Origin of the sequence: Curtobacterium sp. MCLR17_045 (genome assembly GCF_003234405.1) — a bacterium.
Lineage (GTDB): Bacteria > Actinomycetota > Actinomycetes > Actinomycetales > Microbacteriaceae > Curtobacterium > Curtobacterium flaccumfaciens.
In genome coordinates, this window is record NZ_QKTB01000020.1 from 1 (window position 1) to 25651 (window position 25651).

The 25651-nt window shown below is 71.4% G+C and carries 25 protein-coding genes; 20 read left to right on the forward strand and 5 right to left on the reverse strand.

Translation table 11 applies throughout. The features are described from left to right. Positions 1-1130: SGNH/GDSL hydrolase family protein (locus tag DEJ05_RS12625; RefSeq protein ID WP_111110560.1), on the forward strand; the 1130-nt coding region annotated here is incomplete at its 5' end. Here DEJ05_RS12625 and DEJ05_RS12630 read toward each other — a convergent pair. Next, positions 1087-1956, reverse strand: coding sequence for a universal stress protein (locus DEJ05_RS12630; RefSeq protein ID WP_111110561.1), 870 nt, complete (start codon positions 1954-1956; stop codon positions 1087-1089). The genes DEJ05_RS12625 and DEJ05_RS12630 overlap by 44 nt on opposite strands. A gap of 176 nt (positions 1957-2132) precedes the next feature. Here DEJ05_RS12630 and DEJ05_RS12635 point away from each other — a divergent pair, with 176 nt between their 5' ends. Further along, the gene (locus DEJ05_RS12635; RefSeq protein ID WP_111110562.1) at positions 2133-2597 is read left to right on the forward strand and encodes an NUDIX domain-containing protein; all 465 of its coding nucleotides are present in this window, start codon (positions 2133-2135) and stop codon (positions 2595-2597) included. Between the two features lie 208 nt (positions 2598-2805). Then, positions 2806-4893 carry a collagen binding domain-containing protein gene (locus DEJ05_RS12640; RefSeq protein WP_111110563.1) on the forward strand — a complete coding sequence of 696 codons (2088 nt, stop codon included), beginning with the start codon at positions 2806-2808 and terminating at the stop codon, positions 4891-4893. A gap of 486 nt (positions 4894-5379) precedes the next feature. On the opposite strand, the gene DEJ05_RS12645 is transcribed toward DEJ05_RS12640, so the two are convergent. Next, entirely contained in the window at positions 5380-6741 is a 1362-nt protein-coding gene (locus tag DEJ05_RS12645) for an MFS transporter (protein WP_111110564.1), read from the reverse strand. A gap of 229 nt (positions 6742-6970) precedes the next feature. Next, entirely contained in the window at positions 6971-7621 is a 651-nt protein-coding gene (locus DEJ05_RS12650; RefSeq protein ID WP_146245101.1) for a hypothetical protein, read from the reverse strand. A 360-nt stretch (positions 7622-7981) separates the two neighbouring features. On the opposite strand from DEJ05_RS12650, the gene DEJ05_RS12655 reads away from it, so the two are divergent. Next, a complete protein-coding gene (locus tag DEJ05_RS12655) occupies positions 7982-8197 on the forward strand; it encodes a hypothetical protein (protein WP_027465592.1) in 216 nt (71 codons plus the stop codon). Here DEJ05_RS12655 and DEJ05_RS12660 read toward each other — a convergent pair. Together DEJ05_RS12660 and DEJ05_RS12665 are read right to left on the reverse strand one after the other, a co-directional pair. Then, positions 8194-8931 (reverse strand): membrane protein insertase YidC, encoded by a 738-nt coding sequence (locus tag DEJ05_RS12660; RefSeq protein ID WP_111110566.1) that lies wholly within the window; start codon positions 8929-8931, stop codon positions 8194-8196. The genes DEJ05_RS12655 and DEJ05_RS12660 overlap by 4 nt on opposite strands. Positions 8932-8992: 61 nt before the next feature. Continuing rightward, on the reverse strand, positions 8993-9286 hold the full coding sequence (locus tag DEJ05_RS12665) for a hypothetical protein (protein ID WP_110863747.1): 294 nt from the start codon (positions 9284-9286) through the stop codon (positions 8993-8995). A 66-nt stretch (positions 9287-9352) separates the two neighbouring features. On the opposite strand from DEJ05_RS12665, the gene ybaK reads away from it, so the two are divergent. From ybaK to DEJ05_RS12745, 16 genes are all read left to right on the forward strand, one after another. Further along, a complete protein-coding gene (gene ybaK / locus DEJ05_RS12670) occupies positions 9353-9838 on the forward strand; it encodes a Cys-tRNA(Pro) deacylase (RefSeq protein ID WP_071244681.1) in 486 nt (161 codons plus the stop codon). Positions 9839-9934: 96 nt separating this feature from the next. Further along, a complete protein-coding gene (locus DEJ05_RS12675; protein ID WP_111110567.1) occupies positions 9935-12544 on the forward strand; it encodes an ATP-dependent Clp protease ATP-binding subunit in 2610 nt (869 codons plus the stop codon). An 825-nt stretch (positions 12545-13369) separates the two neighbouring features. Beyond that, complete coding sequence (locus DEJ05_RS12680; RefSeq protein ID WP_128779916.1) at positions 13370-13603, forward strand: hypothetical protein; 234 nt, start codon at positions 13370-13372, stop codon at positions 13601-13603. Between the two features lie 244 nt (positions 13604-13847). Next, complete coding sequence (locus DEJ05_RS12685) at positions 13848-14390, forward strand: adenine phosphoribosyltransferase (RefSeq protein ID WP_111110568.1); 543 nt, start codon at positions 13848-13850, stop codon at positions 14388-14390. A gap of 123 nt (positions 14391-14513) precedes the next feature. Continuing rightward, the gene (thrS, locus tag DEJ05_RS12690; protein WP_111110569.1) at positions 14514-16535 is read left to right on the forward strand and encodes a threonine--tRNA ligase; all 2022 of its coding nucleotides are present in this window, start codon (positions 14514-14516) and stop codon (positions 16533-16535) included. After that, on the forward strand, positions 16535-17188 hold the full coding sequence (locus DEJ05_RS12695; RefSeq protein ID WP_258371279.1) for an HIT domain-containing protein: 654 nt from the start codon (positions 16535-16537) through the stop codon (positions 17186-17188). Before thrS ends, DEJ05_RS12695 begins: the two co-directional genes overlap by 1 nt. A gap of 13 nt (positions 17189-17201) precedes the next feature. Then, positions 17202-18122 carry a pyridoxal 5'-phosphate synthase lyase subunit PdxS gene (gene pdxS / locus DEJ05_RS12700; RefSeq protein ID WP_071403847.1) on the forward strand — a complete coding sequence of 307 codons (921 nt, stop codon included), beginning with the start codon at positions 17202-17204 and terminating at the stop codon, positions 18120-18122. After that, entirely contained in the window at positions 18112-18723 is a 612-nt protein-coding gene (gene pdxT, locus DEJ05_RS12705; RefSeq protein ID WP_111110570.1) for a pyridoxal 5'-phosphate synthase glutaminase subunit PdxT, read from the forward strand. Before pdxS ends, pdxT begins: the two co-directional genes overlap by 11 nt. A 119-nt stretch (positions 18724-18842) precedes the next feature. Beyond that, entirely contained in the window at positions 18843-19610 is a 768-nt protein-coding gene (locus DEJ05_RS12710; RefSeq protein ID WP_017887357.1) for a YebC/PmpR family DNA-binding transcriptional regulator, read from the forward strand. Between the two features lie 2 nt (positions 19611-19612). Continuing rightward, positions 19613-20260, forward strand: a complete 648-nt coding sequence (gene ruvC, locus DEJ05_RS12715; RefSeq protein WP_111110571.1) for a crossover junction endodeoxyribonuclease RuvC — start codon at positions 19613-19615, stop codon at positions 20258-20260. Further along, on the forward strand, positions 20257-20877 hold the full coding sequence (gene ruvA, locus DEJ05_RS12720; RefSeq protein ID WP_071403844.1) for a Holliday junction branch migration protein RuvA: 621 nt from the start codon (positions 20257-20259) through the stop codon (positions 20875-20877). The genes ruvC and ruvA overlap by 4 nt, the downstream gene beginning before the upstream one ends. After that, positions 20874-21917 (forward strand): Holliday junction branch migration DNA helicase RuvB, encoded by a 1044-nt coding sequence (ruvB, locus tag DEJ05_RS12725; RefSeq protein ID WP_111039335.1) that lies wholly within the window; start codon positions 20874-20876, stop codon positions 21915-21917. Before ruvA ends, ruvB begins: the two co-directional genes overlap by 4 nt. Before the next feature lie 90 nt (positions 21918-22007). Further along, on the forward strand, positions 22008-22409 hold the full coding sequence (yajC, locus tag DEJ05_RS12730; protein ID WP_111039336.1) for a preprotein translocase subunit YajC: 402 nt from the start codon (positions 22008-22010) through the stop codon (positions 22407-22409). A 91-nt stretch (positions 22410-22500) separates the two neighbouring features. Beyond that, positions 22501-24252, forward strand: a complete 1752-nt coding sequence (secD, locus tag DEJ05_RS12735; protein ID WP_111101124.1) for a protein translocase subunit SecD — start codon at positions 22501-22503, stop codon at positions 24250-24252. Beyond that, positions 24252-25256 carry a protein translocase subunit SecF gene (gene secF / locus DEJ05_RS12740; protein WP_111110572.1) on the forward strand — a complete coding sequence of 335 codons (1005 nt, stop codon included), beginning with the start codon at positions 24252-24254 and terminating at the stop codon, positions 25254-25256. The genes secD and secF overlap by 1 nt, the downstream gene beginning before the upstream one ends. Then, positions 25256-25603, forward strand: a complete 348-nt coding sequence (locus DEJ05_RS12745) for a rhodanese-like domain-containing protein (protein ID WP_111103578.1) — start codon at positions 25256-25258, stop codon at positions 25601-25603. Before secF ends, DEJ05_RS12745 begins: the two co-directional genes overlap by 1 nt. Positions 25604-25651: the final 48 nt, after the last annotated feature.

The window sequence follows — 25651 nt, forward strand, 5'->3', positions numbered from 1 at the left end:
CACCCGACCGACCCCACCCGACCGACCGATCCGCCGCACCCGCCCGGAGGCCGCAACTGCTCCGCACCGCCCGTACGACGCTGCTCGCCGCCCTGGCGGCGGTCGCCGTCGTCGGGCTGGTGGTGGCCGGGGTCGCGGCACCGGGGCCGGTGGAACCCGCGTCGGCCGCGCCGATGTGGCCCGTCCCGCAGCCCTACCCGGTGCCGGACGACCCCACCGAATCGCTCGCCGACCTCCCGCCCGGCAGCGAGTACGTCGCCCTCGGTGACTCGTACTCCGCCGGCTACGGCCTCGGCGATCGGACCCGGCTGCCCACGAGCGCGTGCGTGCAGTCGGCCCGTGACTACCCGCACCGGCTCGCGGCGCGGTTCGGCCTCGACCTGACCGACGTCACGTGCGCGGGCGCCACCAGCGAGGACGTCACGACCGGACACCAGTTCACGGGCGTCCCCCCGCAGATCGAGTCGCTGTCGTCGCGCACCCGGCTCGTGACCCTGACGATCGGCGGCAACGACGCGGACCTGTTCGGCACCGCCGCGTCGTGCCTGGCGATCTCGGCCGACGGCCCGGTGTTCTCCGGACGTGACGCGCCGTCGTGCGAGAGCACGCTCGTGCAGGACGGTGAGGACCAGCTCAGCGTCAAGATCCAGTCGCGGGTCGCGCTCGGGATCGCCGACACCCTGGCAGCGGTGCAACGGGCCGCCCCGAACGCCGTCGTCGTGTTCCTCGGGTACCCGGCGATCTTCCCGGACGCCGAGCACACCCCGGCGAAGGGCTGCTTCCGCTCGGCGCTCGACCTCGGCACGCTCGCGGGGTCGTTCCCCTCCGACACCTTCCCGTTCACCGACGACGACGTGGCGTACCTCCACGGCGTCCAGGAGGAGCTCGACGCGGTGTCCGCATCCGCCGCCGACGCCGCCGGGGTGCGGTTCGTCGACGTCCTCGAACGCACCGAGGCCCACTCGGCCTGCGCCCCGGCGGACGAGCGCTACGTCGCCGGCGTCAGCCTGACCGGCTCGAGCGACCTGCGACGCATCGACCTCAAGGCCGGCGCCCTGCACCCGAACGGCCGCGGTGTCGCGTACCTCACCGACCAGATGGCCGACGCGATCCGGGAACTCGCCGGCTGACCCGTCCGGACCCCGCGCTGTCCGTGTGGGCCGCCGGAGGGACGACGCACACCGGAGCCGCCGTCTCACGGACGACGTCGTGGAGCAGTGCGCCGGACAGCACCCGCACGTGCCCCCGTCCGAGCACCACGAGCGACGCCCGCCGGGTGCGCGAGGCGATGGCATGCCCCGGGTGTCCCTCGACGAGCAGCGGCCGGATCCGCACCGCCGGGAACCGCGCGGTCAGGTCCTCGGTGACCCGCTGCAGCAGTTCGGCGTTCCGGGCGCGCCACCGCAGGGGATCCTCGGCGAAGTCGGTGAGCCCGGTCCGGGTCAGCACGGGCATCTCCCACGCCCGGAGCAGCGTCAGTCGTCGGTGCAGCCGGACGGCCTCGGCGACGGCGATCGAGACGGCCCGTTCGTCGATGGGTTCCTCGACGGCCAGCACCACGTCGCCGTCGATCGGGTGCGGGCCCTCGGGGACGATCACGGTCGGCACGGCCGCGCGGACCGCGACCCGCGCCGGGTCGCCGCCGGCGGTCGAACCCCGTCGGCTCCGGAAGGTCCCGATCACCAGGAGGTCACCGCCGTCGGACTCCTCGACCAGAGCGGTGGCGAACGGTCCGGCGTGCCGGTGCACCTCGACGGTGACTCCGGGCAGGGCGGCACGAGCGGCCTCGGCCAGGCGGTCGGCTACCGGTCGGGGGCCCTCGATCGCCGGGTCGGCACCGATGATCCGGATCCGCTCGATCCCGCTGTCCGCGCGGGCGGCGATCCACCGCAGCGCCTCGTCGTGCGGCATCGCGGCGTCCGCGGCCAGCGTCACCGTCGTCCATCGTTCGTCCATCCCGATCGGCCTCCTCCATCGCAGGTCCTCCGGGGGCGTCACACGGCGCTCCGTGCGCCACACGGTACTCCCGGCGCGGACGTGGGGAACCGGCGGTGGAACCGGGCACGTCGGGTGGTGCGCGGCGCGTGTGTGGTGATCCGGGCCTCCCGACAGGGTCTGCGTAGTCTCGGGGCGTGGTCGTGAGCGCCGGACTGTTGCTGCACCGGACCGGTCCGTCCGGGCCCGAGGTCTTCCTCGCGCACATGGGCGGACCGTTCTGGCGGAACCGGCCGCGTGCCTGGTCGATCCCGAAGGGGCTGGTCGAGGCGGGCGAGGAGCCGCTCGGCACCGCGCTGCGCGAGTTCGCCGAGGAGATCGGCGTGCCCGCACCGGTGACCGCGGCCGACCTGACCGACCTGGGGGAGTTCCGGCAGGCGTCGGGCAAGCGCGTGCGGGTCTTCGCGGCACGGGCGTCGGGGTTCTCGGTCGACACCGTGCGCAGCAACACCGTGCGGCTCGAGCTGCCGCGTGGGTCGGGGCGGTTCGTGGAGGTACCCGAGGTGGACGACGCACGGTGGGTCGGCCTCGACGAGGCGCGGGAGCTGGTGGTGGCCGGGCAGGTCGCTGCGCTCGACGCCCTGGTGGCGCTCGGTTCCTGACGCGCCGATGATTTTCGTCGAGGGGTCACGAACTGTCGTCCGGCGGCCCTCCAGCCGACACTTCTCGGCCACCCGGCGACCGGCACGCGGCAGGTCGTGACCACTCGGCGGGACCTTCTTGCTCGTGTAATGCCCCGGACACGAGCCTCGCCCGCTGGATAGTCTGAGGGGGTGTCGGGTTCACCGGTGCCACAGCAGGGGAGTACACATGCGGCGCTGGCGCGCGGTCACGGCTGGGCTGACGGCCCTGGCACTCGGAGCAGGACTCGCGATCGGCGGCGCGACGAGTGCGTCGGCGGAGCCGGTCGGCAACTGGGGGACCTTCACCCTCAGCGGAGCGAGCCGGGCCTACACCGGCACGATGACGCTCGCCGGGTTCCCCGAGACGACCTTCACGTCGGACTCCCGGCAGTCGACCGTCGTCAGCGGGGCATCGACCTGGCAGTCGGCGTCGACCCCGTCGGGCGCGGTCTACGGGACGAGCCGCGGCCAGACCTACATGAACCAGCGGCCGAACGTCGACTCGCCCACGACCGGCGCCTCGACGACCACCTACACGTTCGCCGAGCCGACGCCGGGCGCCCAGAGCTGGTCGTTCGTGCTCGGCGACGTCGACGCCGACCGGGCGACCATCTCGGCCACCGTCTCCGGGGGTGGCGCCGCGACCGCGGAGCAGCTCGGCTACGTGAGCTCCTACAACTCGTGCTCGGCCGCCGTCGCCGGAGGGCCGTCGTGCACCGCCGACCCCGACGGCACGACCGGGCAGGACCGGCCCACCTGGGACCCGGCCACCCGGACCCTGACGGGCGACACCGGCGCGGTCGACACCGCCGGTGCGACGGCCTGGTTCACGCCGAGCGTGTCGCTCACCAGCCTGACGATCACGTACCAGCAGCGCAGCGGGTTCCCGGTGTACCAGACCTGGTTCGCCAACCGCACCGCCGCGATCACCGGCACGGCGACCCTCGACGGAGCGCCGATCCCCGGGGCGATCGTCCGTGTCACCGCTCCGCGCGGCACCGTCTACACGACGACCACCAACTCGGACGGCACCTACGCGTTCCCGCAGCTGCCGGTCATCGCGAACTACCGCGTCGAGATCACCCCGCCGGACGGCGCCGAGGGTCCTGACCAGCCCACGAGGGTCTCCCTCGCCCAGGCAGGCTCACCGGGCGGCGTGGACCAGCAGGCCGACTTCGGGTTCACGTCGCCGGAGGACACCGTGTCGGTCATCGGCACCGTGGTCGACGAGGACGGCCGACCGGTCTCGAACCTCGAGGTCGTCATCACCGACCCGGACTCCGGGGACGTCCTCGTCGACACCACGACGAACAGCGACGGCGTCTACACCGGCTCGGACCTGCCGGCGGACACCGACCTCGACGTGTCCGTCGCCGACGAGCCGCCCGTGACCATCACGACCGGCGACGTCGACGCGGCACCCGCGGTCCCCGACGAGATCGACGCCCCGGCCGCCGTCGTCGCGACGGTCGCGGGTGTGGTCTCGCTCGACGGTGCACCCGTGCCCGCCGGCGCAGTGGTCGAGCTCGTCGACGGCACAGGCGCCGTGGTCGCATCGACGGTGACCGATGCCGACGGTCGCTACGTCTTCGCCACTGCGGCGGGCACGTACACCGTCCGGACCGAACGACCGGAGCCGGGGGCGACCGGGGCGACCTCGAACACCGGTGTGACGGCCGTCGCCGGCGAGCGTGCTTCGTCCGACCTGCCGTTCGCCTCCGCCGCCGCAGCCGCCGAGGTCACGACCGACCAGCCCGGCACGGTCGTCGACACGAACGGCGAACCCGTTCCGGACGTCGAGGTCGTCGCGACTCCGACCGACCCGCAGTCCGGCGATCCCGTGTCGGTCGTCACGGACGACGACGGTGCGTTCGACCTGACCGGCCTGGAGCCCACGACGGAGTACGCCGTCTCGGTCGACGTCGAGGGGGCCGAGACGGCGACCGTCGTCACCCCGGAGTCCGGGGCTGCGACACCGCTGGCGTTCGTGGTGCGGGCCGCGGCGGGTCCGGCGCCGGCTCCTGCTCCGTCGCCGTCGCCGTCGCCGAGTGGCTCTCCTTCGGCGGCTCCGACCGGCCCCGCTGCCGGCTCGGGCTCTGGCTCCGCGCCGGTCTCGGGCCAGGGCGACGCGGGGGACGGTGGACCGTTGGCGTACACGGGGGCGGACCTCGGGCCGGGGCTCATCGCCGCCGGGGTGCTCGTGCTGCTCGGTGCGGCGCTGCTGACCTACCGCGCGGTGCGCAACCGCCGCCGCACGGACCACTTGCAGGACTGACCGCGCGGCGGGCGCGGTGGCGGTGGCGGTCGCGGTGGCGGTCGCACAACACGCCGCCCGCGTCCGCCGAGGGGCCACGAACCGTCGCCCGCCACCCCTGCAGACGACAGTTCGAGCGACCCCGACGCCCCACCAACGGCATGTCGTGACCACTCGGCGCCTGGCCGCGGGCCTTCGTCGCGGTCGCACAACATGCCGCCCGCGTCCGCCGAGGGGCCACGAACCGTCGCCCGCCACCCCTGCAGACGACAGTTCGAGCGACCCCGACGCCCCGCCAACGGCATGTCGTGACCACTCGGGGCCGGGCCGCGGGCCTTCGTCGCGGTCGCACAACATGCCGCCCGCGTCCGCCGAGGGGCCACGAACCGTCGCCCGCCGACCCGTCAGACGACAGTTCGTGCGACCCCGACGCCCCGCCAACGGCATGTCGTGACCACTCGGCGACCGAGCCCAGGCCGAAGCGCGCGCACCCGCACCGCACAGCCCCTACCGCGTCCGCGGCCGCCGCACCGAACCCGTGACGACACCGATCGACCCCGTGACCGTCTGGATCGCCCGCCCGACGACCGGCACCGACGTGGTGACGACCGCGAGCGACGACGTGATGGCCTCGATGGACGAGGTGGACAGGTGCTCCTGCGTGTGCGTGTGCACCGGGAACCCACGGCGCGCCAGCACGACGACCCCGAGCGCCCCGACCAGCACCGCGGCACCGGCGAACGGCAGGTACTGCAGCCCGACGATCCCGAGGGCCTGCCCGCCGAACGCCGCACCACCGGCGATGCCGATGTTCGACGCGGCGTTGACCAGCGCGCCGGCGATGTCGGGGGAGACGCCACCGGCGCGGATCGCCGCGGCCATGAAGAGCGTGCCGGTCGTGCCGTTCGCGGCCATCCAGATGCCCGCGACGACCATCGTCCCGATCAGGGAGCCGTGCACGAACGGCATCGTGGCGAAGGCCACGGCCATCACGGCGACCGAGGCGATCAGCGTCTGCCGGGGCGCACGGTCGACGAACATGCCGGCGAGCCAGAGCCCGACGACACCGGTGCCACCGAGCACGAGCAGCGCCCCGCTGACCATGCCGGCGTCGAGCCCGGCGTCGATCGCGTACGGCCCGATGTAGGTGTAGACGACGTAGTGCCCGCCGAACAGCAGCATGTCGGCGATCACGACGGACAGCAGCCCGGTGCGCGCCCAGGCCTTCGGCGACCCGATGTGCGGCGACGAGGCACCGCGGACGGCGGGCAGGAACAGCAGGGCGACGACCGCGAGTGCCGCTGCGGCGACACCGACGGAGAACACGGCCTGGCGCCAGCCGATGTGCTGCGCCACCCAGGTCGCGACGGGCACGCCGAGCACGAACCCGAGCGAGCTGCCCGAGTACACGAACGCGATCGCCCGCCCGGCCAGCCGCGGCGGGACGATCCGGGTGGCGTACGCCGAGGCGACCGAGAAGAACAGTGCGTGCGCGATGCCGCCGACGACACGTCCGGCGCAGACCACGGCGAAGGACGGCGCGAGCGCGACCATCAGGTTCGACACGGTGTAGCCGACGAGCGTGGCGACGAGCACGGTCTTGCGGGGCAGCTTCGCGGTGAACGCGGTGAGCGGCAGCGCGAGGAGCGCGACAGCCGCGGCGTACACGGTGATGACGATGCCCATGGTGGCCTCGGTCACGCCGAGGTCGGCGCTCATCGTGCCGAGCAGCCCGACGGGCATGAGCTCGGTGGTGATGGCGAAGAACGTGGCCAGTCCGAGCACGGCGATGCCGACGATCGACTGGCTGGTGACGGTGATCGGCCGCGTGTGGGTCGACACGGCCGAGGTGGTGGTGTTGGTGGACACGCTGCTGACCTCCTCCGAGGCACGGTGGAGCGCGCGACGATGCCGATCGTTCTGACGGCGGTGACCGGGAGGGTCTGCGGGGCGCGCTCGCTGGCGGATGTGGATGATGTGGGTACGACTCCACGACGAGTGCGCTCATCCAGTGTTGCACGATGGAACGACTCTCGCGAGGACATCCAGCAAATATATCGGAGCGCTCCAACGAAACACTCAGGTACTGCTCGCCCGCTCAGTACTCGTTCGTCACTCGGCCCTGGACCCCGCCGCCGCGCAGCTCGATCGTCAACGTGCCGCTCCTGGACTGCGCCGACATCGACACCGACCCGTGCAGCGCCGCCTGCCGCGGGAAGCACGCCGTCGACGACTCGATGCGGTCCGCCGTCGCCACGAGACAGATCGTCGACCGGTCGGTCCCGATGCCGGCCCAGACGTTCCAGGGGGTCTCGGCGGTCCCGCCGTCGAGCGCCCGGTTCGTGAAGACGAGTCGCGTCGTGTGCAGGCTCACCGGCGCAGCGACCGGCCCCGGCAGCTGGTCGGCGTACGTCTGCGGCACGTCGAGCAGCTGTTCGAGCGTCACCGTCCCCGCCGTCGGCGTGACACTCGGCGCCGCGGCGACGTCGGGCTGCGCGGTCCCGACGAGCGTCCCGGCGGCGAACGCGACGCCCACCGCGGCAGCCGCGCCGCCTGCGATCCAGGCGCGTGGTCGCTCCGTCCACAGCCACCGCCCCCACCGCGATCGCTCGGCCGGCACTGCCTGGAGGCCCGGCTCGTCCCCGCCCTCGCCCCGCGCGTCGTCGACGTGGTCGCCCCCACCGCCGTCGGTCGCCTCCGACACGTCGGCTCCGGCAGGCACCGCCGCCGCGCCGGCGGGCAAGGACACGACCGCCGCGTCAGCGGGCGAGGACACGGGCACCGGCACGGGCCCTGGACCCGATCGCGTCGCGGACGGGACGGACGTGCGGACCGGACCCGGGCCTCCCGGCAGGAGATCCCGCGCCGTCGCGACCGCACGCACGCGGGGTCGTCGTCCGCGTTCCAGGTCCTGTAGTGCGATCCGGGCGCGCGCCGCGTCCGCCGGGCTCGATCCTGCTCCCCAGGCGACGGCCTCGAGCCGTGCCCGTTCCGCTGCCACGTCGTCGTGGGCCATGCGCACTCCCGCTCTGCCGGTCGCGTGGACAGGTCCATCGTGGCACCGCCGAGCCGTGCGCGCGCACCCAGAACGAGGGAGTAGGCGTGGTGGATGAGCACCGACCCCATGCCGCAGCACGACGCCGACGCCGAGACCCTCGAGCCGCTGAGCCACGACACCCAGTCCGGCGAGGCCGACTACGTCGCGACCAGCCCCGGCGGTGCCGGCACGGAACGCCACGTGCCGACCGCCGACGAGGAGCAGGGCCGCGGCACCGAGTACGACCCGGTCGACCAGGGACCGCAGCAGGAGGGCCAGGGCGGCTAGCGGACCACCCGTCGCAGCACGGCGCGTTCGCCGGACGTCCAGGCCGCACTCGTCACGACGTAGAGCGCGGCGGCGAGCGGTGCGATCGCCGCGAAGACGACCGTGATGAACGGCACGTACCGACCCACGGCGGCGGTCGCGGCGGCGCCGGGGACGCCCGGCTCCGGTGCCGGCACCGGGTTCCAGTGCGCGTTCGACCGGCGGCTGAGCTCGACGACGACCGCGAGCACCGCCAGCAGGACCAGCACCACCCAGGCGTGCACCCACAGCGGCGACGTCAGGGTGACGACGAGCGAGTGGCCGAGCGGGACCCCGACGAGCGTCGCCTCCAGCAGGGCGTTCGTGGTGCCGCCGATCGAGGCGTGCGTGAACAGGGCGTAGACGAGCGACACGACGGGTGCCTGCGCCAGGACGGGCAGGCAGCCGGCCAGCGGCGAGACCTTCTCGTCGGTGTACAGCTGCTGCATCGCCCGCTGCAGGCGCTGGGGGTCGCGGCCGTACCGCTTCCGCAGCGCCGCGAGCTGTGGTGCGAGGCGCCGGCGGTCCCGCTCGGCCCGCACCTGCAGCACGGACAGCGGGACGAGCACCAGGCGGACGGCCAGGGTGAGGAGCACGACGGCGATCGCCGCGGCGAACGAGCCGGCGACGGGGGAGAGCGCCGCGGTGAGGGCGGTGACGAGGTCCGCGCCGCCGTGCAGCAGCGGGCCGACGAGGGGCAGGGTGGACAGGTCCATGACGGTTCCGATCGGTGGTGGGTCAGCGGGGTGCGCGAGCGGCCCGGCCACCGGTCGGTGGTCAGGCCGGGGTCGCGACCCCCGGTGCCCGTGAGCGGACGTGGCCGTCGGCGTCGGGGTGGCTCCACCCGATCCGGGTGACCAGGTCGGGTACCGCCGACCGGTCCGACACGGATGCCGATCCGACCCCGAGCACGGCTGCCAGCACCGCGACGAGCAGCCGGGCGACGACGACGGTCACGGCGACCGCGGTCAGTCCGAGTGCCGCGACGGCCAGCAGGGGCAGCACCCCGGCGGCCGGGTCGCCGAGCACCAGCGCGGCGGTGGCGCGGAGCAGCAGCAGGACGGCGGTCATGGTCCGTTCAGCGTAACGCCCGCGTGCCGTCGAGGACCGGAAGGTGCAGCGGGGGAGGATCACGGCATGACCGCAGGTTCGCCGAGCACCCCAGCGACCGTCGCGCTCGAGGCGGCCGGGGTCCCGTACACGCCGCACGTGTACGAGCACCACGAGAGCGCCACCAACTTCGGAGAAGAGGCGGCCGCCGCCCTCGGGCTGCGCGAGGAGCAGGTCTTCAAGACCCTCGTCGTCTCCGTCGACGGCACCCTCGCCGTCGCGATCGTGCCGGTGGCGAACCGGCTCGACCTCAAGGCGATCGCCGCAGCCGTCGGGGGCAAGAAGGCGACGCTGGCCGATCCCGCCCTCGCTGAGAAGCGCACGGGCTACGTGGTCGGCGGCATCAGCCCGGTCGGCCAGAAGACCCGGCTCCGCACCGTCCTCGACGAGTCGGCGCTGTCGTACGCGAGCATCTTCGTGTCCGGCGGACGTCGCGGCTTCGACGTCGAGGTGGCACCGACGGACCTCGCGCGGATCACCGAGGCGGTCGCCGCACCCATCGCGCGGACCTGAGTCGAGTCGCCGCAAGTTTTTTCGGCACCCGGGAATGACCGGGGCCCTCCTGCGTTGCATTGAGTCGAAGGCACTCAAGTTCCCCAGGAGGTCCCTTTGCCAGAGACGTTCGGCCCGACCGGTAGCAACGACTCGTTCGACGAGTTCCTCGCCCGCCTGCTCGCGGCACAGCGCACCGGTGACCAGCAGCGCGTCCGCGCGTTCGGTCGACCGGTCGACATCACCCGGCTGCTCAGCCGCCGGACCCACGAGCTGCTCCAGCACACCGCCGAGTACGCGGTCGCGCAGGGGCAGCGCGAGGTCGACGCACTGCACATCCTGCACGTGCTCGTCCGCACCGAACCGTTCGACGCCGTCGTGCGTTCCGCCGGGGTCGACCCCCAGCGACTCGCCGAGGAGATCGAGCAGCGCCTGCCGATGGCGCACGAGCCGCTGGCCGAGCAGACCGGCCGCCCGGCACTGACCGGCACCGCCCAGCGCATCCTCGTCGAGGCGACGCAGGCCGCGCGGGGCTTCGGCAGCACCTACACCGACCCCGAGCACGTCTTCTTCGCGCTCGTGATGGACCAGGAGACCGTGACCGGCCAGCTGCTCGCCAGCGCCGGGATCACCCCGCAGGTCATGCAGGACTACGCCCAGCAGGCCGCGGCAGCAGCACGAGAGGGGCGCCCCATGCCAGGAACCGGTGCGACGATCGGAACGGCCGAGTCCGGTTCCGACAGCGACACCCCGACGCTCGATCAGTTCGGCACCGACCTCACCGAGCGCGCCCGTGACGGACACATCGACCCGGTGATCGGCCGCGCCGACGAGATCGAGCAGACCGTCGAGATCCTGCTCCGTCGCACCAAGAACAACCCGGTGCTGATCGGTGAGCCCGGCGTCGGCAAGACCGCGATCGTCGAGGGCCTCGCCCAGCGCATCGTCGACGGTGACGTCCCCGCCCTGCTGCAGGGCAAGCGGGTCGTCGCGCTCGACCTGCCCGGCATGCTCTCCGGCACCCGCTACCGCGGCGACTTCGAGGAGCGCCTCACCACGGCGATGGACGAGATCGCGGCGCACGCCGACGAGCTCATCGTCTTCGTCGACGAGCTCCACACCGTCGTCGGCGCCGGTGGCGGCGGCGAGGGCGGCTCGATGGACGCCGGCAACATCCTCAAGCCCCGGCTCGCCCGCGGCGACCTGCACCTGGTCGGCGCGACCACGCTCAACGAGTACCGCCGGATCGAGAAGGACGCCGCGCTCGAGCGCCGGTTCCAGCCCGTCACGGTGGGGGAGCCGAACGTCGAGGACGCCGTCGCGATCCTGACCGGCCTCGCCCCGCGCTACGAGGAGCACCACGGCGTCGGCTACACGCCCGAGGCGCTCCGCGCAGCGGTCGAGCTCTCGCATCGCTACGTGACCGACCGGCACCTGCCGGACAAGGCCATCGACCTCATCGACCAGGCCGGTGCACGCCGCCGCCTCGCCCTGTCGGGCGACGTCGACGTCGAGGCACTGCGTGCCCAGGTCACCGACCTGACGGCCCGCAAGGACCGCGCGGTCGCCGAGGAGCACTACGAGGAAGCGTCCGACCTGCGCGACGAGATCGTCGGACTGGAGGCCCGGATCACCGCCGCCTCGTCGGCGGACGCCAGCCGCGCCTCCATTCCGGAATCCGCGGACGCGTCGATCACGGAAGCCGACATCGCCGCCGTGGTGTCACGCGCCACCGGGATCCCGGTGACCCGCCTCGGCCCGGCCGACAAGACGCGGCTCGCCGCGCTCGAGTCCGAGCTGCACGACCGCGTCGTCGGCCAGGACGACGCCGTACGGGCGATCGCCAAGGCGGTGCGGCGCAGCCGGACCGGCATGGGCGACCCGCGTCGTCCGGTGGGCAGCTTCCTGTTCCTCGGCCCGACGGGCGTCGGCAAGACCGAACTCGCGAAGGCCCTGGCGTCGTCGCTGTTCGGTGACGAGTCCGCCATGCTCCGCTTCGACATGAGCGAGTTCGGCGAACGCCACACCGTGTCCCGCCTGGTCGGTGCCCCTCCCGGGTACGTCGGCTACGACGAGGCCGGCCAGCTCACCGAGCGCGTCCGCCGCAACCCGTACTCGGTGATCCTGCTCGACGAGGTCGAGAAGGCCCACCCGGACGTCTTCAACCTGCTGCTGCAGGTCCTCGACGACGGCCGGCTCACCGACGGGCAGGGGCGGACGGTCGACTTCCGGAACACGGTCGTCATCATGACGTCGAACATCGGCTCGGAGTTCCTGGCCTCCCGCTCGGGAGCGCTCGGGTTCTCCCCGGTCGGCGCGACGGACGGCTACGCCGAAGACGACCTGCGGGCCCGCGTCATGGGCAAGCTGCGCGAGGCGATGCGGCCCGAGTTCATCAACCGCATCGACGAGATCGTGCTGTTCCGCAAGCTCGACCGGTCCCAGATCGCGTCGATCGTGTCGCTGCTGCTGCAGGACACGGCGCTCCGGCTGGTCGCACAGGACATGCTCCTGTCGGTGTCCGACGCGGCGGTCGACTGGCTCGCCGAGCACGGGTACGAGCCGGAGTACGGCGCCCGCCCGCTCCGTCGGCTCATCCAGCGGGAGGTCGACGACCGCATCGCGACCCTGGTGGTCGAGGGCGGGGTCACCGCGGGTGACACCGTGCGGATCGACGTCGAGGGCGATGCCCTGACGGCGAGCGTCGCGGAGCACGCGGCGGTCTAGTCCGGTCGCACGCACACACGAAGGCCCGGTACCGATTCGGTACCGGGCCTTCGGCGTGCGCGGACCGCCGCGGTGCGCGCCGCCGCGCACCGTGCGCGCTCCGTCACACGGTGCGAGGTTGCCCGCACCGTGCAGGCCTGCGATCCCGCACCGAGCGCGCAGGCTGCCACCGGTCCGCGGACGACGCACGGTGCAGCCGGGAGGCCCGGCACCGGTGTGCGACGGGAACTCCGCACACAGCCGGCAAGTTGACGCGAGACCACGAACGTCGCACCGTGATCACCCTGTTCGGGAATGCAATTCCGATGTTTTCCGGAAAAGGGGTTGCGCTCGGAATTGCGGTGCCGATAGTGTTCACTCGTCGCGAACGGTCGAACATTCGACCCGGACGACTCCGCCAGCTCGAGACCGAAAGGGGGCCGACCATGATGATCTCAACGACCACTCCGTTCCGTGGAATCCGTGGACGCGTCGGTACCCCGTTCCGCGTCCGCTGACCCGGAGCGTCCCACTCTCCTGACACCTGTGCCTCCGGGCACCGTGCGCTGAGCCGATCAGGCTCGCGCAGCACCGGTTCGTTCATCCGCGGAGCGGCTCGACGGCACGTTGATGCGTGCCGTCCGATCTGCGCGGACGACGCCGGAAGAATGTCGGTGGACAGTGCGACGCTCTCGGTGTCGACGAGCATTCCGCGATCGATGTCCGAACATTTCCGGACCATCCCGGAGTGCATTCTCACGCATTCATTTCCTACTGCCCGCAACCCGGGCGGATTCGTCCTGCCCGACACCCGGGCAGCTCTGCCGTGCCCTGAAGGGGAACACCGTGACCACGAAGACCACCACCCGTCCACCCGATACCCGCGCGGTGCGCCGCCGGGTCTCACTCGCCGACCGCATCGCACTCCGGGTCGGGATGTCGCTCATCATCTGGAGCCGACGCACCCGCAAGGAGCGGCCCGAGGTCGACCTCGCCACGCTGGCCCGCCTCGAGCGGGAGCGCCAGCAGCGCGAGGCCGACTGGATCACCCAGGGCGCCGCCATGCGGATGTGGCGCTGACCCGCGGCGCTGCGGCGCCGGCGCTGTCGTCGGCGTCAAGCACGCACGCACCGTGCGTCGTTCCGAAGCCCGTGCGGACTGAACGGCTCGGTGCGAGGAAACAACCTCGCACCGAGCCACCTTCGGCGAACCGTCCGACGGAACCCGCACCGTGCCGCGAACGGTTGGCCCCGCACGAGGAGACCAGCCTCGCACCGTGCGCCGACGTGTCGGACGCACCCCGGGCCTCCCGTACCGTTGGCGGGTGACCGAAACCGCAGCTGCACTCGTCGAACGCCTCACCGCCCTCGTGCCGGACTTCCCGAAGCCGGGGGTGCTCTTCCGTGACGTGACGCCGGTGTTCTCGGACGCCGTCGCGTTCGGCCGCGTGTGCGAAGCACTCGCGGCACCGTTCGCGGTCGGAGCCGGGTTCGACGCGGTCGCCGGCATCGAGGCCCGGGGCTTCGCGCTGGCCGGCGGCATCGCCGCCCAGCACCAGGTCGGCGTGCTCACGGTGCGCAAGGCGGGCAAGCTCCCCGGCGAGGTCCTCAGCGAGCAGTACGCGCTCGAGTACGGCGAGGCCGAGCTCGAACTGCGCCCCGGCCAGCTGCCGGCCGGCACGCGGGTGCTCGTCGTCGACGACGTCCTGGCCACCGGGGGGACCGGCGCCGCCACCATCACCCTGCTCGAACGTGCCGGGTACCAGGCCGTCGGGTTCGCCGCCCTGCTCGAGCTCGACGGCCTGAACGGGCGCGAGCGTCTCGAGCCGCGCCTGCCCGTCGCGACGCTCGGCGCCGTCCCGGCCTGAGCGCGGGCAACCGCGCGGTCGGGGCGGCATCCGTTCTCTCCACAGGCGCGTCCCCGGCGTCCGCACGCGAGCACGTCTCGCACTAGTCTTGACGCACCATTTCGATCGAGGAGTCCCATCATCGTGACCGAGTCAGTCGCACCCGCGCCCGCCGAGCTTCCCCAGGCACCCGAGCCCCGGACCGCGACGACGACCTCGACCGGCACCGAGCTCTTCGACGGTGAGCGCGGCGTCGTCGCGATCCGCGTCGACGGTGTCCTGAAGGACCTCGCGGCGGACGTGCAGGCCGGCGAGACCGCCGAGGCCGTCACCCTGCAGGAGCAGGACGGGCTCGACATCCTCCGCCACTCGGCCGCCCACGTGCTGGCGCAGGCCGTGCAGCAGATCAACCCGGACGCCAAGCTCGGGATCGGGCCGCCCGTCACCGATGGCTTCTACTACGACTTCGACGTCGCCGAGCCCTTCACCCCCGAAGACCTCAAGGCGATCGAGAAGGGCATGGACCGCATCGTCAAGCAGGCCCAGCGCTTCCGTCGCGTGGTCGTCACCGACGAGCAGGCACGCGAGCTGATGGCGGGGGAGCCCTACAAGCAGGAGCTCATCGGCCTCAAGGGTGCAGCGTCCGACGGTGACTCCGGCGAGAGCGTCGAGGTCGGTGCCGGCGAGCTCACCGTGTACGAGAACGTCGACCCGAAGTCGGGCGAGGTGCTCTGGCAGGACCTCTGCCGCGGCCCGCACGTCCCGCACACCCGCTGGATCGGCAACGCGGCCAAGCTCATGCGCGTCGCCGCCGCGTACTGGCGCGGCTCCGAGAAGAACCCGCAGCTGCAGCGCATCTACGGCACCGCCTGGCCCGACAAGGACCAGCTCAAGGCGTACCTGGTGCGCCTCGAGGAAGCCGCCAAGCGCGACCACCGCAAGCTCGGCGCCGAACTCGACCTGTTCTCGTTCCCCGACGAGATCGGTTCCGGCCTGGCGATCTTCCACCCGAAGGGCGGCATCATCCGCCGCGAGATGGAGGACTACTCGCGCCGTCGGCACGAGGAGAACGGCTACTCGTTCGTCTACACGCCCCACATCACCAAGGGCGACCTGTTCGAGACCTCCGGGCACCTCGGCTGGTACAAGGACGGCATGTTCCCGGCCATGCACATGGACGAGGCGAAGGACGAGGACGGCAACGTCACCCGGCAGGGCGCCGACTACTACCTCAAGCCGATGAACTGCCCGATGCACATCCTGGCGTACCGGTCGCAGCCCCGCTCCTACCGCGACCTGCCGCTCCGGATGTTCGAGTTCGGCACGGTGTACCGCAACGAGAAGTCCGGCGTCATCCACGGCCTCACCCGCGTGCGCGGCCTGACCCAGGACGACGCGCACATCTTCACCACGCAGGAGAAGATGAAGGAGGAGCTGACCACGACCCTCGCGTTCGTGCTCTCGCTCCTGCGCGACTACGGCCTCGACGACTTCTACCTCGAGCTCTCCACGAAGGACCCGGAGAAGTACGTCGGTGACGACGAGGTCTGGGACGTCGCGACTGAGACCCTGCGCCAGGTCGCCGAGGAGTCCGGTCTCGAGCTCGTGCCGGACCCGGCCGGCGCCGCGTTCTACGGCCCGAAGATCTCCGTGCAGGCCCGCGACGCCATCGGTCGCACCTGGCAGATGTCGACCGTGCAGCTCGACTTCAATCTGCCCGAGCGCTTCGGCATCGACTACACCGCTGCCGACGGCTCGCGCCAGCGTCCGGTGATGATCCACCGCGCGCTGTTCGGCTCGATCGAGCGCTTCTTCGGTGTCCTCACCGAGCACTACGCGGGCGCGTTCCCGGCGTGGCTGTCGCCCGTCCAGGTCGTCGGCATCCCGGTCGCGGCCGAGTACGGCGACTACCTCGACGAGGTCATCGCGAAGCTCCGTGCCCACGGCGTCCGCGCCGAGGTCGACCACTCGGACGACCGCATGCAGAAGAAGATCCGCACGCACACCAAGGCGAAGGTGCCGTTCCAGCTCATCGCCGGTGGCGACGACCGCGATGCCGGGGCCGTCAGCTTCCGCTTCCGCGACGGCCGCCAGGACAACGCGGTGCCCGTCGACGAGGCCGTGGACCGCATCCTCACCGCGATCCGCGAGCGCACGCAGGTCTGATGGCGCAGTCGGGAGGCCCGGAGCAGGCCGGTGGGACCGGTCACGTCGACGACGTGGCCGGTCCCACCGCCGCCGCGGGCTCCGAAGGCGCGGACACCGATCCGCTGGTGATCCGCGACGCGGCCACCGGTGCAGCCGTCCCGGACGCGTTCCAGCGGCTCTGGAACCCGCACCGGATGGCCTACATCGACGCCGGCCGCGAAGGCCGGGGACGCGGGCACGACGACGACTGCCCGTTCTGCGAAGCCCCGCGGAAGACCGACGAGGACGCCCTGATCGTGGCCCGCGGTGAGCACGCCTACGTGCTGCTCAACCTGTTCCCGTACAACAACGGGCACCTGCTCGTCTGCCCGTACCGGCACGTCCCGCTCTACGACGAGGCGACGCCTGACGAACTGTGCGAGATCGGCGAGCTGACCCAGACCGCGATGCGGGTGCTGCGCGAGGTCTCGCACTGCGACGGCTTCAACATCGGCATGAACCAGGGCGAGGTCGCCGGTGCCGGCGTGGCCGCACACCTGCACCAGCACATCGTCCCGCGGTGGCAGTCGGACGCGAACTTCTTCCCGATCATCGCCCGGACGAAGTCCATGTCGCAGTTGCTCGGCGAGACCCGTCGACTCGTCGCCGACGGGTGGCCCCGGGCGCACTAGACTGGTCGGCATCATGAGCGACAGCACCAGCACCTCCGGCACCCCTGGCACCTCGATCACCGGCTCCGACCGCGTCAAGCGCGGACTCGCCGAGATGCTCAAGGGCGGCGTGATCATGGACGTCGTCGACGCCGAGCAGGCCCGCATCGCGGAAGAAGCCGGTGCGACCGCCGTCATGGCCCTCGAGCGCGTCCCCGCTGACATCCGTGCGCAGGGCGGCGTCGCCCGCATGTCCGACCCCTCGATGATCGAGGAGATCATCGCCGCGGTGTCGATCCCCGTCATGGCGAAGGCCCGCATCGGCCACTTCGTCGAGGCGCAGGTGCTGCAGGAGCTCGGTGTCGACTACATCGACGAGTCCGAGGTGCTGTCGCCGGCCGACTACCTCAACCACATCGACAAGTGGAAGTTCACCACCCCCTTCGTCTGCGGTGCCACCAACCTGGGCGAGGCGCTCCGTCGCATCACCGAGGGCGCCGCCATGATCCGTTCCAAGGGCGAGGCCGGCACGGGCGACGTGTCCGAGGCCACCAAGCACATCCGCACCATCACCAAGGAGATCGCGGCGCTCCGCAACCTGCGTGACGACGAGCTCTACGTCGCCGCCAAGGAGCTCCAGGCCCCGATCGACGTCGTGCAGGAAGTCGCCCGCACCGGCAAGCTCCCCGTCGTCCTCTTCACCGCCGGTGGTGTCGCCACCCCGGCCGACGCCGCGATGATGATGCAGCTCGGCGCCGACGGTGTCTTCGTCGGTTCCGGCATCTTCAAGTCCGGCGACCCGGCAGCGCGTGCCGCCGCGATCGTCAAGGCGACGACCTTCCACGACGACCCCAAGGTCATCGCCGAGGTGTCCCGTGGTCTGGGCGAGGCGATGGTCGGCATCAACGTCGCCGACGTCCCCGCACCGCACCGCCTCGCCGAGCGTGGCTGGTAGTCCGACGAGCGGCGCTCGGCCCCGCATCGGGGTCCTGGCGCTGCAGGGTGACTTCCGCGAGCACATCGCCTCGCTGACCGAGCTCGGCGCCGACGTGGTGCCGCTCCGTCGCCCCGTGGAGATCGAGACCCTCGACGGTGTCGTGATCCCCGGGGGCGAGTCGAGCGTGATGGACAAGCTGTCCCGCGCGTTCGGCGTCGCCGAGCCCCTCGCCGACGCGATCCGGGGTGGCCTGCCCACCTACGGCACCTGCGCCGGCATGATCATGCTGTCGTCGCGGATCACCGACGGCATCAGCGGCCAGCAGACCCTCGACGTGCTCGACACCACCGTGCGCCGCAACGCGTTCGGTGCGCAGAACGACTCGTTCGAGATCGACATCCCGATGCCCGACCTCGGCGAGGCCCCGGTGCACGCGGTGTTCATCCGGGCCCCCGTCGTGGAGCAGCGCGGCGACGACGTCCACGTCCTCGGTGCGCTGCCCGACGGCCAGGTCGTCGCCGTGCAGCAGGGCAACGTCATCGCGAGTGCGTTCCACCCCGAGGTCGCGGGCGAGGACCGCTTCCACCGCCGGTTCCTCGACCTGGTGCGCAGCGCCTGAGGCGTCACCGTCCACCCGCGGCACCGACGGGACGGAAGCCGCGCCGCGCCTCCAGGCCGGTGTTCGGCCCACAGGGCCGCTAAACTGAGCGGGACTTTCCGCAAGACGCAAGGAGAACCGTGTCCGGGCATTCCAAGTGGGCAACGACCAAGCACAAGAAGGCGGTCATCGACCAGCGCCGTGCCAAGTCGTTCGCCAAGCTGATCAAGAACATCGAGGTCGCCGCGAAGATGGGCGGTGCCGACATGTCCGGCAACCCGACCCTGGTCGACGCCGTGCAGAAGGCGAAGAAGACCTCGGTCCCCAACGACAACATCGACCGCGCCGTCAAGCGCGGTGCGGGTCTCACGGGCGAGACCATCGAGTACACGACGATCATGTACGAGGGCTACGGCCCCAACGGCGTCGCGATGCTCATCGAGTGCCTCACGGACAACAAGAACCGTGCCGCGGCCGAGGTCCGGACGGCGATGTCGCGCAACGGCGGCACCATGGCCGACCCGGGCAGCGTCGCCTACAACTTCTCGCGCAAGGGCGTCATCTCGGTCACGAAGACCGACGGCCTCGACGAGGACACCGTGATGACCGCGGTGCTGGACGCCGGTGTCGAGGACGTCATCGACCAGGGCGGCGGCTTCGAGATCATCACCGAGGCGAGCGACCTGGTCGCCGCCCGCACCGCCCTGCAGGACGCCGGCATCGACTACGACTCCGCCGACGCCGAGTTCGTGCCCGGCCTCAAGGTCCCGGTCGACGCCGAGACCGCCCGCAAGGTGTTCCGCCTGATCGACGCGCTCGAGGACTCGGACGACGTGCAGAACGTCTACTCGAACTTCGACATCCCCGCGGACGTCCAGGCCGAGCTCGACGAGGACGAGGGCGAGTAACCGTGCTCCGTGTGCTCGGGGTGGACCCCGGGCTCACCCGGTGCGGCGTCGGCGTCGTCGAGGTCGCACCGAACCGGCGTGCACGGCTCGTCCACGTGACGGTCGTGCGCACCCCGCCGGACATGCCGCTCGAACAGCGGCTGCTCCGCATCGCCGACGGCATCGCCGCCGAGATCGACGAGCACCACCCGGATGCGGTCGCCGTCGAGCGGGTGTTCGCGCAGGCGAACGTCCGCACCGTGATGGGGACCGCGCAGGCGGCCGGCCTGGCGCTGCACGCCGCGGCCGCCCGCGGCCTGCCCGTCGGCCTGCACACCCCCTCCGAGGTCAAGGCCGCCGTCACCGGCTACGGCAACGCCGACAAGCGTCAGGTGCAGACCATGATCGCGCGCGTGCTCGGTCTGGACGAGGCCCCGAAGCCGGCCGACGCCGCCGACGCGCTCGCGTTGGCCGTGTGCCATGCCTGGAGGCTCGGATCACCCGACGCCGCCGGCTCACGTGCCACGAACCTCACCCCGGCCCAGCGTGCCTGGCGGGACGCCCAGGGCGGCACCGTCGACTCGCCGCTGGCCCGCGCGGCCGCCGCCGCGGCCCGCCTGCAGCGTGGCAGGTCGGCGTCGTCGGTGGGCGGCCCTAGGCTCGGAGCATGATCGCGAGTCTCCGGGGCACCTGCATCGACATCGCCGGTTCGGCCGTGGTGATCGAGGTCGGGGGAGTCGGGTACGCCGTCACCGTGACCCCCGCACACGCGCTGACGATGCGCCACGGTTCCGAGGTGTTCGTGCGGACCGCCATGATCGTGCGCGAGGACGAGCACCTGCTCTTCGGGTTCGAGTCGACCGACGCCCTGCAGGTGTTCGACCTGCTCCGCGGGGTCTCCGGCGTCGGCCCGAAGTCCGCGATGGGCGTCCTGGCCCACATGGACCCGGCGCAGATCGCGAACGCCGTCGCGAACGAGGACGACGGTGCCTTCCGCAAGGTCTCCGGCATCGGGCCGAAGACCGCCAAGCTCATCATCGTCGCGCTCTCCGGCAAGCTCGTGGCCTTCGAGCAGGCAGCCGTGGTCGCGGCAGCACGGGGGACCGCAGTGCACCCCGCCGCGGTCGACGTCGTCTCGGCGCTCATCGGCCTCGGCTGGCGCGAGGACGCGGCACAGTCCGCGGTCGACGACGCCGTCGCCAACGAGCCCGGTGCCGCCGCGATGGGCACCCAGGCCCTGCTCCGCGCCGCCCTCGGCGCCCTGCGACCCGCGGCAGCCGGCCGGTGAGCGGCATCACGTCCGCCGGCGCCGAGTCGCCGGAGGAACTCGCGTTCGAAGGCGCGCTCCGTCCGCGCTCGCTCGACGAGTTCGTCGGGCAGCGCAAGGTCCGCGGGCAGCTCGACCTGCTCCTCAAGGCCGCGGGCATGCAGGAGCGTACGCCCGACCACATCCTGATGGCGGGTCCTCCCGGCCTCGGCAAGACCACGCTCGCGATGATCGTCGCGCACGAGACCGGGCGACCGCTGCGCATGTCGAGCGGCCCGGCGATCCAGCACGCCGGTGACCTCGCCGCCGTGCTGTCGTCCCTGGTCCCGGGCGAAGTGCTGTTCATCGACGAGATCCACCGCATGGCCCGCTCGGCAGAAGAGATGCTCTACCTGGCGATGGAGGACTTCCGCATCGACGTGATGGTGGGCAAGGGTGCGGGTGCCACGAGCATCCCGCTCGACCTCGCACCGTTCACGCTCGTCGGCGCCACCACCCGGGCTGGCCTGTTGCCGAACCCGCTGCGCGACCGCTTCGGGTTCACCGCCCACCTCGAGTTCTACGAGAAGGACGAGCTCGAGCAGGTCCTGATCCGTGCGGCCCACCTGCTCGAACTCGACATCGACCGGACTGCCCTGCGCGAGATCGCCGGACGCTCCCGCGGCACCCCGCGCATCGCGAACCGCCTGCTCCGCCGGGTGCGCGACTACGCCCTCGTGCACCGCACCACCGACGGCATGGCCGCGGTCCAGGGTGCACTCGACCTGTACGACGTCGACGAACTCGGGCTCGACCGGCTCGACCGGGCCGTGGTCGAGATCATGCTGACCCGGTTCGACGGGGGCCCGGTCGGTCTGAACACCCTCGCCGTCTCCGTCGGCGAGGAGTCCGAGACGATCGAGTCGGTCGTCGAACCGTTCCTCGTCCGGGTCGGTCTCGTGACGCGCACGCCGCGTGGGCGCATCGCCACACCACGTGCCTGGCGGCACCTCGGCCTCACCCCGGGACAGGCCGACGGCGGGCAGCCGGGGCTCTTCGACGACCAGGACACCGACGACTGAACGCCGATCAGTCGAGTGACATGCCACGGACACCGGCGTGCCCTAGACTGCTACGGCCCGAAACCGAGCAACCAGAGAAGGCAACGCATCATGGGTCAAGAAGTCATCCTCATCGTCATCGTCGTGGCGTTCGCGGCCTTCATGTTCTACAACAGCCGCAAGCGCAAGAAGCAGCAGGCCGAACTCGTGGACAAGATGGTCCCGGGCGCCAAGGTCATGCTGTCCTTCGGCCTCTACGGCACGCTCCTCTCCGTGAACGAGGAGAAGGTCACCGCTGACGTCGAGATCGCACCGGGGACCATCGTCACCGTGCACCGCCAGACCCTGTCGCGCGTCGTCGACGACAACGCGTCCGACGTCGAGACCACCACGACCACCGAGGACGAGCCGAAGCCCGTGGCCGAGCTCAACGGTGAGCCGGTCTACGGCGAGCGTGTCGACACCGACCGCGTCGACGAGACCGACGTCACGAAGCGCAAGTCCGACGACTGACGCCCTCGGCCGCCGGGTCGTCTGACCCGGCGGCTTCCCTCTGCCGTCGCACGGTGTGCCGACGGTCCTGAACAGAAAGACGAGACGACCGGTGGCACGATCGACACCCGTCAAGAAGGCGCTGCGCTCGCTCACCTGGTTGGTGATCCTGATGGCGATCCTCGCCGGCGTGAACACCGCCGCGTCGATCCTCGCCGGCTCTTCGAAGGACGACACCGACAAGTGGTACCAGGGCGCGAGCTGGGTGCCGGAGCTGGCTCTGGACCTGCAGGGCGGCACGCAGCTGACCCTCGCGGCGCAGAACACCGAGGGCGACTCCGTCACCTCGCAGCAGCTGCAGCAGGCGGTGAACATCATCCGCCAGCGCATCGACGCCACCGGTGTCTCCGAGTCCGAGATCAACACCCAGGGCGCGAACAACATCGTCGTCTCGATCCCGGGTCGTCCCGACAAGGCCACGATTGACCGCATCGAGGCCGCAGCCAAGCTGACCTTCCGCCCGGTGCTCTTCACCGAGGCCGCATCGAGCTCGGCCGTCGGTGGCGACGGCAAGGGCACCGCGTCGCCGACTCCCTACTCGCCCCCGGCATCGCTCGCCGCGACGCCGAGCGCGAAGCCGTCGAACGCGAGCGACCTGAACTGGGTCACGCCGAAGCTGCAGGACCTGTACACCAACTACAACTGTGCAGCGCCGGACGACATCACCGCGGCACCCGATGACGAGCCCCTCGTCACCTGTGACCAGACGGGCGCGGCGAAGTTCATCCTCGGTCCGGTCGAGGTCCTCGGAGCCGACGTCAGCAACGCCACCTCGGGTCTCGCCACCGACTCGCAGGGCACTTCGACCGGCCAGTGGGCCGTCAACCTGACGTTCAACGGCGAGGGTTCGAAGGACTTCCGCACCGTCACGAACCGTCTCGTGTCGCTCCAGCAGCCGCAGAACCAGTTCGCGATCGTGCTCGACGGCACGGTGATCGAAGCCCCGACGACGAACTCGGCGATCACCAACGGCAAGGCGCAGATCAGCGGGAACTTCACCGCCGAGTCTGCCAAGACCCTCGCCGACCAGCTCAAGTACGGTGCGCTGCCGATCAACTTCCAGGTGCAGTCGAACGAGAACATCTCGGCGACACTCGGCACCGCGCAGCTCATCGGTGGCCTCGTCGCCGGCCTGATCGGTCTGATCCTGGTGATCATCTACTCGGTCATCCAGTACCGGGCCCTGGCGTTCGTCACCGTGCTGTCGCTCGGGATCGCCGCCGTGCTCACCTACCTGGTGATCGCGATCATGTCGTGGCGCGTCGACTACCGCCTCTCGTTGGCGGGTGTGGCGGGTCTCATCGTCGCCATCGGCATCACGGCGGACTCGTTCATCGTCTACTTCGAGCGCATCCGTGACGAACTCCGTGACGGCCGTGCCCTCGAGAGCGCGGTCGAGTCCGGCTGGAAGCGTGCCCTCCGCACGATCCTGGCGTCGGACGCGGTGAACTTCCTCGCCGCCGTGACGCTCTACGTGCTCGCGGTCGCCGACGTGAAGGGATTCGCGTTCACGCTGCTCCTCACGACCCTCATCGACATCGTGGTGGTCGCGCTCTTCACCCACCCGATGATGCAGCTCATCGCCCGCAGCCGGTTCTTCGGCGAGGGGCACCGGTTCAGCGGTCTCGACCCGGCAGCACTCGGTGCCGTCTACCGGGGGCGCGCACAGTTCCGCGCACCCGTCGTGGACGGCAAGCGCCAGCGCAGTGCCGGTGAGGCACAGCGCCGACAGACGATCGCGGAGCGGAAGGCCCAGCAGGCCTCCGGCGACAACGGCTCGACGCCGGACGGGAAGGACGACTGATGGCCAGCTTCAGCCAGTTCGGCAGCGACCTCTACACGGGGAAGCGGTCGTACGACATCATCGGGCGCCGGAAGACCTGGTACCTCATCGCCCTCGCGATGATCCTGATCTCCCTGGTCACCCCGTGGCTCCGTGGCGGGTACCAGCTCGGCATCGAGTTCACCGGCGGCTCGGAGTTCACGATCTCCGACGTCAAGACGCTCGACCAGAACATCGCCACCGAGACCGTCGAGGACGTCGTCCCGGAGTCGATCCCGCGCGTCTCGCAGCTCGGCACGCACGGCATCCGCGTGCAGACCGGGCAGCTCACCGACGCGCAGACGACCGACGTGCAGGACGCCCTGGCCAAGGCCTACGACGTCCCGGAGAGCCAGGTCGCCGCGACCTTCATCGGCGCGACGTGGGGTGCCGACGTGCTCGCGCAGGCCATCCGTGGTCTCGTGATCTTCCTCGCCCTCGCCGCGGTCTTCATGACGCTGTACTTCCGCACCTGGAAGATGTCGCTGTCCGCGATGGCGGCGCTGCTGCACGACCTGCTCATCACGGCCGGTGTGTACGGCATCGTCGGGCTCGAGGTCACGCCCGCGGCGGTCATCGGCTTCCTGACGATCCTCGGGTACTCGCTCTACGACACCGTGGTGGTCTTCGACAAGGTGCGTGAGAACACCGCGCAGGAGTCGATCCGGACGTTCAAGCAGTCGGTCAACCTCGCGGTCAACCAGACCCTCGTCCGATCGATCAACACCTCGGTCGTGGCACTGCTGCCGGTCGCGGCGATCCTCTTCATCGGGTCGTACGTGCTCGGCGCCGGTACCCTGCGCGACATCTCGCTCGCGTTGTTCATCGGCATCATCGTCGGCACCTACTCGACGATCTTCATCGCGTCGCCGATGTACGCGCAGCTGCGCGAGAACGAGCCGAAGATCAAGGAGTCGGACGCCAAGAAGACCGCGGCGGCCGAGAAGCGCCGGCGTGAGGTCGACGCAGCGGAGGCGAACGTCTGATGCCCATCGAGATCCAGGAGATCGACGTCGCCGAGGCCCAGCGCCGCATCGACGCCGGAGCCCGCCTGTTCGACGTCCGTGAGCAGGGGGAGTGGGACGAGGTCCACGCTCCCCAGGCCACGCTCGTGCCGATGTCGGAGTTCGTGGACCGCTGGCAGGAGATCAACGGCGGCGACCAGCCGGCCATCATCGTCTGCCACTCCGGCGGCCGTTCGTCGCGCATCGTCGCGGCGCTCGAGCAGTCGGGGGTCCCGGCCGTCAACCTCTCCGGCGGCATGCTCGCCTGGGAGCAGGCGGGGGCACCGGTGGAGCGCGACGCCCAGGGCGAACCGCGTCACGGGCACTGACCGGGGACGCGTAGTCTTGTCGGATCGAGCTCGGATCGAGCTCTCGGA

Coding starts and splice junctions, on each gene's coding strand:
- pdxS (WP_071403847.1), top strand. CDS start 17,202: ATGAGCGACAGCACCAGCACCTCCGGCACCCCTGGCACCTCGATCACC.
- DEJ05_RS12695 (WP_258371279.1), top strand. CDS start 16,535: ATGGCGCAGTCGGGAGGCCCGGAGCAGGCCGGTGGGACCGGTCACGTC.
- DEJ05_RS12640 (WP_111110563.1), top strand. CDS start 2,806: ATGCGGCGCTGGCGCGCGGTCACGGCTGGGCTGACGGCCCTGGCACTC.
- DEJ05_RS12655 (WP_027465592.1), top strand. CDS start 7,982: ATGAGCACCGACCCCATGCCGCAGCACGACGCCGACGCCGAGACCCTC.
- DEJ05_RS12630 (WP_111110561.1), bottom strand. CDS start 1,956: ATGGACGAACGATGGACGACGGTGACGCTGGCCGCGGACGCCGCGATG.
- DEJ05_RS12660 (WP_111110566.1), bottom strand. CDS start 8,931: ATGGACCTGTCCACCCTGCCCCTCGTCGGCCCGCTGCTGCACGGCGGC.
- secF (WP_111110572.1), top strand. CDS start 24,252: ATGGCCAGCTTCAGCCAGTTCGGCAGCGACCTCTACACGGGGAAGCGG.
- yajC (WP_111039336.1), top strand. CDS start 22,008: ATGGGTCAAGAAGTCATCCTCATCGTCATCGTCGTGGCGTTCGCGGCC.
- DEJ05_RS12665 (WP_110863747.1), bottom strand. CDS start 9,286: ATGACCGCCGTCCTGCTGCTGCTCCGCGCCACCGCCGCGCTGGTGCTC.
- ybaK (WP_071244681.1), top strand. CDS start 9,353: ATGACCGCAGGTTCGCCGAGCACCCCAGCGACCGTCGCGCTCGAGGCG.
- ruvA (WP_071403844.1), top strand. CDS start 20,257: ATGATCGCGAGTCTCCGGGGCACCTGCATCGACATCGCCGGTTCGGCC.
- DEJ05_RS12745 (WP_111103578.1), top strand. CDS start 25,256: ATGCCCATCGAGATCCAGGAGATCGACGTCGCCGAGGCCCAGCGCCGC.